Origin of the sequence: Maribacter algae, assembly GCF_047345745.1 — a bacterium.
In the GTDB taxonomy this organism is placed as follows: domain Bacteria; phylum Bacteroidota; class Bacteroidia; order Flavobacteriales; family Flavobacteriaceae; genus Maribacter.
Genome location: NZ_JBLFES010000002.1, coordinates 335242 through 347268, shown reverse-complemented (window position 1 = coordinate 347268; position 12027 = coordinate 335242). Strand labels below are relative to the sequence as shown.

Here is a 12027-nt window from a genome sequence, read left to right as displayed (position 1 = left end):
TAAATCATGAAAGAAGCTTACTCACCAGAGGTTCAGAGTAAAAAAATAGAAGAATTACATTTTGAACTACAAAGTTGGAAATCTAACCTATCTTTTATAAAGGACGAAATTAAGTTTATTGACCATCTTTTAAATTCCTATGTTTTTCAGCCCAATACACCAAACCTTTTTGAGCGTTTACAGGATTATCAACATCGGTTGAAAAAGATGAAAAAACAAAAAACAGAATTACAGAAAGCTATTTCTAAACATGAAAATAATTTAGGAGGTATGATGGAGTGTACCGATAAGAGTTGTGATTTACAGTATTACACGAAACATGATGTCCTTAAAGCTAAAACGGTAGATTATATTTCTGGATTTAGAAATCTTAAATCCGAAATATTCAATTACGCAGGTGTTATTTTAAAAAAACGAAGGCCCGTATAAAATTCCTAAAAAAACAGCTGGAAACTGATTTTGGTCATTTTAAATCCTTATGCTTCAACTTACTTTTAGGATGTATAAAAAGTATTAACCCTAAAATTTTACATTATGTCACTAATTAAATTTAACAAGAATAGATTTCCATTCAATAACAGTTTGAGTGATTTTTTTGACCGTGATTCTTTTTTTGATGATGACTTTTTTAATCTTGAAAAATCAATGCCGGCCATGAACGTAAAGGAACATGAAGACGATTTTGAAATTGAACTGGCATCACCGGGATTCAACAAAAAGGACTTTGAAATTACCATGAAGGACGATGTACTTGAAGTATCTGCCCAGAAAAGCGAGGAAGAAGAAGAAAAAGACGATGATTATACTCGGAAAGAATTTAATTATCGTTCTTTCAGAAGGTCATTGCAGCTTCCTAAAACGGTCGATGATAGCAAGGATGTAAAAGCAACCTACAAAAATGGGATATTAAAACTTCATCTTCTTAAAAAAGAGGATGCCCTAGAAAAATCAAAGAGAAAGATTGAAGTGGTTTAAGATCGTGAAATCGGCGGACGATCCAATTAGATCGTTCGCCGATTTAAAAACAACATTATAATCCTGAAAGAATGAACCTATATAGATACAAGGAATGGTTTGACGCCGGAGAAATGCACGAACATTCCAAAGAATGGTTTTCAGAACTGTCCTTTATTAGGGATGAGCAAAAGTTCTTGGACAAACTTATTACCTCTTTTGCCACAAAATCATTGGACAGGAAAAAATTTAAGAAACTGGATGACTTTAGAATCGCTATTCAAAAAAACCAACAAATTGTGATGTCGCTTTTAAAAAAGATACAAAGTCATATGAACCGGTTAGAGCTTCTAACGGATAAGGTAGACCAACTAGATATGGAAAAAGCATATAGAAAGAAACACAAAGAGTTATTCAACAATGTTGAGAACCACGTATTGGACTTTAAAAGAATAAAGCAAGAAGGCTTCTTGACTTTAACGGACTTATTAAAAGACAGTAAAAGGATGGCAATTGGTAATCCTGAATATAAACTTACTGCTAAACTTTAGATGATGCATAAACATATTCTCTTCCTATTGGTGTTGTTCTTTTTTTCAGGATGCTCATCCATCCAATTGGTCAGCAATTGGAAAGATCCCGACACCGTTTTGTTCCACGCGTATAAAGTACTTGTGGTCGGGATGACCGAAAATGAGGAAGTTAGGGACGCTTTTGAGAGCAAACTTAAAAGGGAGTTTGAAAAACGTAACGTTGAAGCTGTTAGAAGTCTTGATCTTTTTGATGTTCAATTTACCTCATCCAAACAATCGGAAAAAGAGCTTTCAGAAGTAGAGCAACAATTATTGGACAAGGATTTTGATGCTATTCTGTTTACAAAAATTATTGGTTCGGAAGATAGAAAAACCCTCCGTAGAAGAATATCCGAGCTTGAAAAGAATTATGGGATGTTCAGAGATGATTACATACAGCATCAGGGCATTTATTATGAAGACGACTATTATGAAACCTTCACCGTGTTTCACGCAGAAACGGCATTGTATTGCATTTGTGTCGGGAAGGAACGCCAAACCATTTGGAGGGCCGGAATTGATATCATGGATCCGAAAAATTTCGAAAAAACGGTCAACGATTATATAAAACTTATCGTACTGGCCATGGAAGAGCAAGACTTGATTTTTCACAATACCGAGAAGAATGAAATTACTGGTTTATAGTGCCAAAAAGTTCGAAATCCCGTTTATTCGGAAAGCCAATGATGATAGACATTCCATCACCTATACTAAAGATGCCTTGGATAGCGAAACGGCCTTTCAGGCTTTAGGATATAAGGCAATCTCTATTTTTTCCGGGGATGATGCCAGTGGCATCGTTTTGGAAAAATTATGGGATTTTGGGGTAAGGTTCATCGTAATCCGGTCAACAGGATTCAACAATATTCATATCAAGCCCGCTTATGCATTGGGGCTAAAGGTGGCCAATGCGCCCAATTATTCATCCCATGCCATAGCAGAACATGCGGTAGGGCTTCTTTTGGCTTTAAACAGGAAATTGATTTTGGCGGACAGGCAGGTACACCAATACAATTTTCTTTTGGATGACTTAATGGGGCAAAACCTCTATGGGAAAACGGTCGGAATTATAGGAACTGGTAATATTGGTGCTGTGATGGTTAAAATAATGAACGGTTTTGGTTGTAAAATCCTTGCATGCGACCTTGAACCAAATATAAATTTGGTAGAGCTCTCCAATGTAACATATGCCAGTTTGGAAGCGGTCTGCAGGAAATCGGATATTATCACGTTGCACATTCCCTTATCTTATGAGAACCACCAACTTATCAACAAAAAACGGCTGGGATGGATGAAGAAAAATACCATTCTTATCAATACTTCTAGGGGAGCTATCGTTGAGCATAAGGCATTATTGCAAGCGCTGGAAGAAAAACGGATCGGGGCCTATGGTGCAGATGTGTACGAAAAAGAAAAAGGGATTTTCTTTAAAGACAATTCAGGTATAGGAATAAAAGACGGGCAGCTTAAAAAGTTGTTGTCCTTTCCCAACGTTTTGCTAACACCGCACCAAGCATTTGTAACAGAAGAGGCTCTGGAAAACATTGCTCAAATAACCATTCAAAATTTAAATGAATTTGAAGAGGGCAAAACATGCAAAAATGAGTTGGGCTATGAAACATTAATTCTATAAGACAGGACTGAAGACTTTACCAAAACCCTCCTTTAATTTATGTCCCCATGGCCTATCCAAATGTTCTTGATAGGACAATAGCCTACTAATATTGCAATCCTTTAAAAAATCATCCCTGAGAAACTCTGCAAAAGGGGCATCGTAAATAAGGGCATTGACCTCATAATTCTGTTCAAAACTCCTGTTATCCAGATTGGCGGTTCCAATAGTGGCAATAGCATCATCACTGACCATAATCTTGCTATGCAAAAAACCATCAGGAAATAAATATATCCTAACGCCAGATTTAAGAAGTGATTCAAAATAGGATTGCACACACCATCCCACAATTCTGCTGTCCGTTTTTTCGGAAATCATCAACCTTACATCTACCCCACTAATGGCTGCGGTCTGTAACGCCTGAAGGATAGTCGGACCTGGAATGATGTACGGATTAGTAATATATAGGTAATTTTTGGCCTCATTTATAATGGTAAAATATACTTGTTCCAAGACTGGAAAATCATCGTCCGGCCCACCATGGGCAATCTGTACGCGCGTATTGTAACCGTAAGAGCTTAATGTTTTGGGCAAAGCAAGCGGTTTTATTGTTTTTTTGCTTACTAGACACCAATCCGTAGCAAAAACATAATCTAAATGTCTTGCTGCAGTTCCTTCAATTTTCAAGTGCGCGTCATGCCAATTTCCCAAATCAGGGTCTCCCTTTAGATATTTATCCGAAACATTAATTCCCCCAGTAAATGCGACCATACTATCAATTACTATAATTTTACGATGATTTCTATAGTTTAGGGAACGAAAAAAACGGCCTAGTTTAAAAGGTAGAAACGGATACACCACTACACCAATGGCCAATAATCTTTTAAGATATGATTTACTCAAAGAAAAACTACCGACCCCATCATAAATCATTCTTATCTGGACTCCTTGAGCTATTTTTCTCTGAAACAACAACAATAATTGCTCAGCCAAGACACCCTCTTCAAAAATATAGTACTGGATATGTATTTGATATTGGGCCTTATTCAGTGCTTCGAATATAGATTCAAAAGTATCTTTGCCCCCCTTTAAAAAGACCAGATTATTGAAGGATGTAGGGGGAAACCCAGAGTTTTTATAAATAAGGTGAGTCAATCTTGGATACTCCGTAACCACACATTCCGTTTGAATATTTGCCGAATCATTGGAAGGAAAAATCCACTTCTTAAGTGCTATTAATTTATTTTTTCTTCTATTTCTACCCAATAAAAGATACAACAACATTCCACCTACAGGTATCGTAAATATGGCCAAGAGCCAAGCCAAATTTTTAGTTGGCCTGGCACCATGCAGCAAAATGCTCAATACAATGGATAAGGACAGAAGAATATAAAGGATAATAAGGATTGCTACCCACACATTAGGAGTTTTGGACTTTGGTTACATCATCAATTTAAAATTGACAGGAATACTATATGGAACCTTAACAGCCCTACCTCGCTGTCTTCCCGGAGTCATCTGCGGTAACAAAGCTATAATGCGTTGCGCTTCTTTTTCAAGAAGTTTATCAGGTCCTCTTGTTCTGATATTAGCAATCCTACCTTTGGTATCTATCATGAACTGGACATACACTTTCCCCTGAATCCCCATTTCCAAAGCGATTGGTGGATAGTTAAAGTTTTTTTTGATGTGCTCTTGAATCTTAGCTTGAAAACAAGCGCGTTTTTCTTCATTGGAACCCTTTTCGCAACCTGGAAAAACTGGAATATCTTCAATCACTGCAAAAGGCACCGTGACCTCTTCTTCGTACTCCTCTACAATAATATCGGAAACTTCAATTACAGGTGCTTCTATTTCAGCCTCTTGGTCTGTTTCCGTACTCAGTATGACAGTTTCCTCAATCTCATCGGTATCCTCTACGACCTCGATCACGGTAGCTGCTGCTGGTGGCGGTGGCGGAGGGGCAGTTAGTCGTTCAGTTATAGGTGCTTCCTCTAAATCCGGCACTTCAATATGAGCAATTACCGTTTCTTCGAGGGTTGTATCATAACTCTTGTATTCTAATGCCCTCCAAGTTACGAAGAGGACTATCGTTAGTCCGATTACAAAGAAAAGACCGCTATCTCTATTTAAATCGGCTTTGGGATTCTTTTTTGGTTGCATAATCTAGATATTTAGAGTACACAAATTAGTCAGCAAAGTCCCGTTAAACTATGATATTGGTCAGGTTTAAGGTGTTATGCCTCTTTATAGAAGTTATACTTTAAGAACATTTGCACGAAATCCAATACTATTTAAATTGGAGAAAGATTATAATTGGTAGTGTATGCCTAATTGCAAGGCGTTTCAACACTTTCGTACCTTTAAAACTAAAAAGTATACCAAAACAGTATAAATGATATCTTATTACATAAGTTCTCAAAAAGCAGCAATTTAAGATTCGATAATCTGTTCAATCTAACTCAATTTTTCATATCTAAAATACATATTGTTAAAAGCAAGTATCGAGGATGCAATCTTGGCGTTCTGCTTTAAAGCTAAATGCATTATTTCCTTGTATTATCTTTTCATGATTTTTAAGTTAAAATATACTGCTGTTTTTTTTGAATCAAAAAAACTATCTTTTTTTGCCCATACTGTACAACATCATGACAATATTGATGATTCTAAATGTTGGAATCTATTTTTTAAGGTATAATGCCATACTCTCATAATCGATGACGGCACTTTTACCTTCGAGAATATCGGCGCCCAATACCCCGTCTACGGCTTCGATACCATAATCGGCGAAGGCTACATTCACGTGATCTAAATCCATCAAATACAGGGTTTGATCTTCCAAGGCAGTATCTGCGATTTCAAAGGAATTGCTTGACGAGGTGCGCAGTTCCAGATCACCACCACCGGCGCCGCTGGCCGATTCGCCTGCGCCTTCGGATTTCATATTAAACTTTTTCTGATTTTTCGCTTCGATGACCGTGGCCCCTGCTCCGGTATCCAAGATAAAACGACCATCGATTCCGTTGATTTTACCCTCGAAACTCAAGTGACCGGAAATCAACTTTTTTAAGGGGATTTTTGCGTAGCCATTGGTCAGCAGTTGCCCTTCAAGATCAAAACCGCTGTTGGCCTTTTGGCCGGTCAAAGCCTTTTTTATGGAGCTTTCTATTTGCTTGCCAATCGCTGCGAACCCGCCACTGGTGTAGTCGAAAACGGTTCCCGATTTGTCGATGACGATATTGGTCGGATAGCCTTCCACCCCAAAATCATTGCATACCTTTTCGGCCTCGGCCACGGTGGGATATTGAAATCCGTACTTTTTGATGAAGGGATCGATCTTATCCTTTTTCTCAAAGGTAATGGCGGCAAAGACCACTTCGGGGTTGTCTTTATATTTTGAATATACCTCGTTAAGCTCCGGAACTTCATCGATACAGGGCTTGCAGGTGGCGAACCAAAAGTTGAGCACCACTACTTTGCCTATCGTGTTTTCAGAACTGATCGCTTTTCCATTGGAATCAGTAAAACTGAATTTCGGACTGGCCTTACCAATGAATTCGTTGCCTGAGTCATCATCAAATCCTCCTTCGGCGAGCATTGCTTTTTCCTCTTCGGTCGCTTTTCTTAGCTCGACATATAAAAATTTTCCGTTATCGTCGTCTATGGGGTCTAACATCCAATCGCCGGAATCATATTTTTCCATTGCATCGGAAAACGAAACTTTATTACCGGCCTCATCGCGAAACTCCGTGTTTTGGTCGATGACCAGTTCTTCTTGGGCATAAATCGTGTTCAGATTTAGCAACAGGGCCAACAGTATAAAAGCTACTTTTTTCATATTATTCATGTTTATTGATATTTATTTAATTTTAGGATTCATTACTACTTCAATGCTACTTGCTTCCGGAAAAGCCTCTTTTACAAAGCGATGCAATTTTTTTGCCGAAATATTATTTACCGCTTTTTTAAATTCTTCTAAAGATACATAGCGGTCTTCATATAGAAGGACATCAAAAATCTGCTGCCGCCAAAAGTCATCGTCATTTACTTGCACTTCCCTGTCGTTAATTAGGTTCTTTTTGGCCTTTTCCACGTATTCGGGTTTCGGACCTTTTGACACCAAATTTTCCAATTCATTTTTTACGACCTGTAGCAGTTCGTCGCTTTTTGCCGGATTACAATTAAACTGTATGTCGATACTCAAACGCTCTTCGGGTATTCTTTCCATATCGGCAGTGACCGAAACGCCGTAACTGCCGCCCTGCTCTTCCCGAACCGTATCGACATATCGGGTGTCGAGAACGGCTTGCAAAATCTTTGCCATCAACCTGTTTTCAAGGGAATAAGGTGCCGTGAAAGTCTTACTGTAAAATATGCTCGACTGCGGATTTTCCATAGCCTTCGAGAATTTTGCAGCACTTTCTCCCTGCTTCGGACGCATATTGTTATCCGCCCATAGTTCGGTAGTCGGAAGGGACTTGATATTGCCAATATATTTCTGTAAAAGGGGTAGTACTTTGTTGTGGTCGAAATTTCCTGTTATTACGAAAACGAAATCGTCGGCATCTGAAAAGCGCTGTTTGTAGATCTGCTCCAAAACCTTGGTATCCAAAAGGTCTACATCCTCAGCGACCAAAGGCTGTACTCTTGGGTGGTTGTCGAAGGTTTTCTTGTTTATCGAATCGTAGAAAATCATATCCTCATTTTTCCGCAATCGCTCCACATAATCCCGCAGCACTGGTTTCTGGGCGTTGAAAAGGGCTTTGTCGAAATTAGGCCGCTCAAAATGTAAATAGACCAATTGTAACATCAACTCAAGATCTTTGAACGACGATTTGCCTTCGACCATCTCGGTATAATCGTTCAGGCTCATATAGACTTCCGCAGTCTTTCCCGCGGTTTTCTTTTCTAGCGCGACCCTGTTAAAATCGCCGAGACCCGATATTGCCATCAACTGGTCGATAAAGTAGGCGGATTTTAGGTTCTTGGTACGTAGTTTTGAAAGTCCGCCAAAGCTCATCGCCTGTAAAACGACATTATTGCTTTTTTTCTTTGAGGGCATCATAATGACTTTGGCCCCGTTGGCAAGTTCGAAACCTTTGGCATCTTCGATCTTGTCGAGCGTAAAGGTTTTTTTGATGGGTTTTTCCGTCAGTTCTTCGCTGATAAGGGGGCGATCGCTGATAACATCCTCATAAGCGGCTATTTTTCGCTTTTTGACCTCATCGATCAAGGTGGTAAACTCCTCCTTTGTCGGATATTTGATATCGTCATCTTGGGGCCCGTTTATCGTAACGATGCTATTCGAAATTTCATTGTAACGCTCCGTTAAGTCCTCTACCTCTTTTAAATCGATTTCGCTGACCAGTTTTTGATGCAGTTTCAAATCCTCAGAAGCAGGAATCAAGGGCGAAGCATCAAAATAATAACGGGCGATATCGTAGCTCCAATCGCCGTTTTCCTTTCTTTTTTCCTCTTCTACGGCCAGTTCCTTTTCTGCAAGTAATTCGGACTTCGCCCTTTCGAATTCACTGGGTAAAAAGCCGTGTTGGCGCACTCTTTCTATTTCCGTGTAGGCCGTTTTTATCGCCTCGTTAACTTTATCTGGTTTTGGGCTGATGCCGATGTACTGAATTTTGGTGGAAAGTGCCAGGTCGGTAACATCCGCAGCAATGGCAATGGCCGAAGATTCTGGATCTTGGATAATTTCGGTGTACCGATTGGCCATCATCGTACCAAAAAGGCGCTCAACGAGTGAAGTGCGTAAATAGGCCTCGTTCTTAACTTTTTCGCTATCCCTTTTAAATAACCAATTTACTTGTATCGTAGCCGCATCTTTATCCGTAGCGAGTACATATCCGATTTCTTTATTATCCGGGATGTCGTAATAGGGTCTTTCTATAGCATTTTCAACCAAAAGAATTTTCGAGAACTGCTTTTTGATTTTCTCTTCCATCTGGTCGACATCGATATCGCCAACGACAATAACCGCCTGTAAATCGGGTCTGTACCATTTTTTATAATAGTTACGTAGCGATTCGTGATCAAAAGTCTGTATGAATTTTTGATCGCCGATGATATCGCGTTCCGCATATTTTGAACCGGCGAACATTACGGGCATGGTTTTTTCGTACATCCGCATTTGCGCATTTCTTGAACTGCGCCATTCTTCTTCGATGACCCCGCGTTCTTCGTCTATATCCTTTCCGATAAGGCTTAAAGAACCTGACCAATCGTGCAGAATCAACAGACTTTTATCGATGAGCTCGGCATCCTTTACGGGCACGTTGTCAATATTGTAAAGGGTTTCGTCAACATCGGTGTATGCGTTGAAATCGCGCCCGAAGATTAATCCTTTTGATTCCAAATACTGATCCACACTTCTGCCAGGGAAGTTTTCAGACCCGTTAAAGGCCATGTGCTCCAAGAAATGGGCCAGTCCGTCTTCATCATCCTCCTCCAATATAGCACCTACGCGCTGCGCAAAATAAAAACTCACTCGGTTTTTGGGCTCTTCATTGTGCATGATAAAATAGGTCATGCCGTTTTCGAGTTTTCCGTGGCGAACCTTTTCTGGTAACGGAATGGTAGTCGTAATCTGTGCTTTGAGCAACAAACTAAACAAAAGGCAGCTTGCCAGGAAGGCTATTTTTTTTATGGTCATTTCTTGTTTTTACTGTTCTTAAATCGTTGTATGCCTTCCGATAGCCACTCATCGTAGGTTTCGCTATTGGGTGTGTAGGCCACAGGGGCGTTCAGCGGCTTTCCGTTATGGTCTTCCAATACGTAAAAGGGCTGGGTGTTGGTTTTGTACTTAAGGGTCTGGAACTCGCTCCATTTTTGACCGATATACCGCAATTTTTTTCCGGGACGTAGTTTTGATTCGATTTCCCCGCCGGGTGGCAAGGGTCTTTTATCATCGACATAGAGGGATATCAATACGACCTCGTTTTTTAGTTTGGAAAGGATGATCTCTTTCGGCCATACTTGCTGCTCCATCTTACGGCAGTTGACGCAGGCCCATCCCGTGAAATCGAGCATGACGGGCTTGTTCGTTTTCTGGGCGTAGGCCATGCCCTTTTCGTAATCGTTGAAGGCCAAGATGTCGTGCGGGGGCAACAGGTGTGCCCCTTCGGGGAGGACTTCAGCGGTTACCGAACCTACTGCACCAGACTTTGCATTGCCCACTCCATAAGGCGATTCGCTATACTCCAGCGGTGGCGGGAAGGCGCTGATCAGATTAAGGGGGGCGCCCCAAAGTCCGGGAATCATATAAATCGTAAAAGTGAGGGTCAATAGCCCGAGGAGCAATCGTCCTACAGAAATATGGGTAGCCGCCGCGTCGTGCGCAAGGCGTATTTTTCCAAAGAGATATAGGGTCAAAACTGCAAAGATGGCTATCCATATTGCCAAGAACACTTCGCGTTCCAAAAGGTGCCATTGCATTACCAAATCGGCCTGCGATAAAAATTTAAAGGCCAGGGCAAGTTCTAAAAATCCGAGTACGACCTTTACGGTATTGAGCCACCCGCCAGATTTCGGCAAGGAATTCAACCAGCCGGGAAAGGCCGCGAACAGGGCGAAAGGCAGCGCAATGGCCAATGAAAAACCCAGCATGCCCACGATAGGCGCGATACCTCCTTTTGAGGCTGCCTCTACCAACAAGGTTCCCACAATGGGGCCCGTACAGGAAAAAGAAACGATGGCCAAGGCCAGTGCCATAAAAAAGATGCCCATGAGTCCCCCTCTATTTGCTTTTGAATCGATTTTGTTAGCCCAAGCACTGGGCAAGGTAATCTCGAAAGCCCCTAAAAACGAGATGGCAAAAACGACCAAAATCAGAAAGAACAAGAGATTGAACCAGACATTGGTGGCCAGCGCGTTTAGCGAATCGGCACCAAAGATGGCGGTAACTGCAGTGCCGAGCAGAACGTAAATGACTACAATGGAAAGTCCGTATAGCACGGCATTTTTGATTCCTTTCGCTTTGGTCTTGCTTTGTTTGGTAAAAAAACTGACAGTCAACGGAATCATGGGAAAAACACAGGGCGTCAACAGGGCCGCAAAACCGGATAGGAAGGCGATAAAAAAGATGCTCCAAAGTCCCTTGTTCGGTGTTTCCGAAAGTGGAATATTTTCTTGCACTGCCGAACTATCTTCAGTAAATAGGGTATCCGCACTAGTTTCCGTAACTGTCTCGGTACTATCGGTTTCGACCAAGCTGTCCGACGCATTTGCTACCTGAAATTCGTTTTGTTCTTCGGATATGCTTTCTTTCGTTGTATTTTCTTTGGATGTTATGTCCTCCGCTGTTACACCCTTTACGACTTCCTTTTTCGGAACCCTTTCGGTTGTTGTGGGTTGTTCCGATTTAGCGGATGCCTGCTCTTTTGGTGCTACATCTGCTTTTTCTTCGGATGAAACCTCCTTCGGAAATATTTTAAAGATCAAGTCCACATACTTTGGTGGTAAACAGCGACTATCGTCACAGGCCATAAATTCTACCTCGCCCGCAACTTCGAACGCTGTTTTGCTTTTGGTTTTGATTCGCTGCTTGAAGACGGCGTTGCCCTCAAAGAATTTTATCTGCATATCAAAAACCTTATCAAAGACCGTCTTGCCTTCGCCTTCTACGACCGTACCGACCAATTCGTAGTCGCCACTTTCGACAAATGTGAAAGCCGTAGGCAAGGGACCGTCTTCCGGTACCTGTTGGGCGTACAAATGCCATTTTGGTTTGATTTTCGCCGAGGCAACCAAGTCGAACTCGGTGGCGGAAATTTGTTCCACGTTCGTTTTCCAAGAAACGGGTTTTACGATTTGCCCCACACCGATTTTGGTTACCAAAAGCAGTAAGAACAATGACAGGTATGTTTTTAAAATCCGCAT

At 41.0% G+C, this 12027-nt stretch carries 10 protein-coding genes; 5 read left to right on the top strand and 5 right to left on the bottom strand.

Going from position 1 to position 12027, the window contains the following annotated elements:
* Window positions 1-6 precede the first annotated feature (6 nt).
* The 5 genes from ACKWBX_RS08655 (at window position 7) to ACKWBX_RS08635 (ending at window position 3159) form a co-directional block, all read left to right on the top strand.
* Window positions 7-429, top strand: a complete 423-nt coding sequence (locus ACKWBX_RS08655; RefSeq protein ID WP_413968274.1) for a hypothetical protein — start codon at window positions 7-9, stop codon at window positions 427-429.
* Window positions 430-534: 105 nt separating this feature from the next.
* Entirely contained in the window at window positions 535-975 is a 441-nt protein-coding gene (locus ACKWBX_RS08650) for an Hsp20/alpha crystallin family protein (protein WP_413968273.1), read from the top strand.
* Between the two features lie 71 nt (window positions 976-1046).
* Window positions 1047-1505 carry a hypothetical protein gene (locus tag ACKWBX_RS08645; RefSeq protein ID WP_413968272.1) on the top strand — a complete coding sequence of 153 codons (459 nt, stop codon included), beginning with the start codon at window positions 1047-1049 and terminating at the stop codon, window positions 1503-1505.
* 3 nt (window positions 1506-1508) lie between these two features.
* Complete coding sequence (locus ACKWBX_RS08640) at window positions 1509-2171, top strand: hypothetical protein (RefSeq protein ID WP_413968271.1); 663 nt, start codon at window positions 1509-1511, stop codon at window positions 2169-2171.
* Entirely contained in the window at window positions 2152-3159 is a 1008-nt protein-coding gene (locus tag ACKWBX_RS08635) for a 2-hydroxyacid dehydrogenase (RefSeq protein WP_413968270.1), read from the top strand. Before ACKWBX_RS08640 ends, ACKWBX_RS08635 begins: the two co-directional genes overlap by 20 nt.
* Here ACKWBX_RS08635 and cls read toward each other — a convergent pair.
* From cls to ACKWBX_RS08610, 5 genes are all read right to left on the bottom strand, one after another.
* A complete protein-coding gene (gene cls, locus ACKWBX_RS08630; RefSeq protein ID WP_413968269.1) occupies window positions 3154-4557 on the bottom strand; it encodes a cardiolipin synthase in 1404 nt (467 codons plus the stop codon). The genes ACKWBX_RS08635 and cls overlap by 6 nt on opposite strands.
* A gap of 21 nt (window positions 4558-4578) precedes the next feature.
* A complete protein-coding gene (locus tag ACKWBX_RS08625) occupies window positions 4579-5301 on the bottom strand; it encodes an energy transducer TonB (protein ID WP_413968268.1) in 723 nt (240 codons plus the stop codon).
* A gap of 517 nt (window positions 5302-5818) precedes the next feature.
* Window positions 5819-6976, bottom strand: coding sequence for a redoxin domain-containing protein (locus ACKWBX_RS08620; protein ID WP_413968267.1), 1158 nt, complete (start codon window positions 6974-6976; stop codon window positions 5819-5821).
* 21 nt (window positions 6977-6997) lie between these two features.
* Complete coding sequence (locus ACKWBX_RS08615) at window positions 6998-9802, bottom strand: M16 family metallopeptidase (protein ID WP_413968266.1); 2805 nt, start codon at window positions 9800-9802, stop codon at window positions 6998-7000.
* Window positions 9799-12027, bottom strand: coding sequence for a protein-disulfide reductase DsbD family protein (locus ACKWBX_RS08610; RefSeq protein ID WP_413968265.1), 2229 nt, complete (start codon window positions 12025-12027; stop codon window positions 9799-9801). Before ACKWBX_RS08610 ends, ACKWBX_RS08615 begins: the two co-directional genes overlap by 4 nt.

Excerpts from the sequence above, each read along its gene's own strand:
- ACKWBX_RS08615 (WP_413968266.1), bottom strand. The coding sequence starts at position 9,802 with ATGACCATAAAAAAAATAGCCTTCCTGGCAAGCTGCCTTTTGTTTAGT.
- ACKWBX_RS08635 (WP_413968270.1), top strand. The coding sequence starts at position 2,152 with ATGAAATTACTGGTTTATAGTGCCAAAAAGTTCGAAATCCCGTTTATT.
- ACKWBX_RS08625 (WP_413968268.1), bottom strand. The coding sequence starts at position 5,301 with ATGCAACCAAAAAAGAATCCCAAAGCCGATTTAAATAGAGATAGCGGT.
- ACKWBX_RS08645 (WP_413968272.1), top strand. The coding sequence starts at position 1,047 with ATGAACCTATATAGATACAAGGAATGGTTTGACGCCGGAGAAATGCAC.
- ACKWBX_RS08640 (WP_413968271.1), top strand. The coding sequence starts at position 1,509 with ATGCATAAACATATTCTCTTCCTATTGGTGTTGTTCTTTTTTTCAGGA.
- ACKWBX_RS08620 (WP_413968267.1), bottom strand. The coding sequence starts at position 6,976 with ATGAAAAAAGTAGCTTTTATACTGTTGGCCCTGTTGCTAAATCTGAAC.
- ACKWBX_RS08610 (WP_413968265.1), bottom strand. The coding sequence starts at position 12,027 with ATGCGGATTTTAAAAACATACCTGTCATTGTTCTTACTGCTTTTGGTA.
- ACKWBX_RS08650 (WP_413968273.1), top strand. The coding sequence starts at position 535 with ATGTCACTAATTAAATTTAACAAGAATAGATTTCCATTCAATAACAGT.
- ACKWBX_RS08655 (WP_413968274.1), top strand. The coding sequence starts at position 7 with ATGAAAGAAGCTTACTCACCAGAGGTTCAGAGTAAAAAAATAGAAGAA.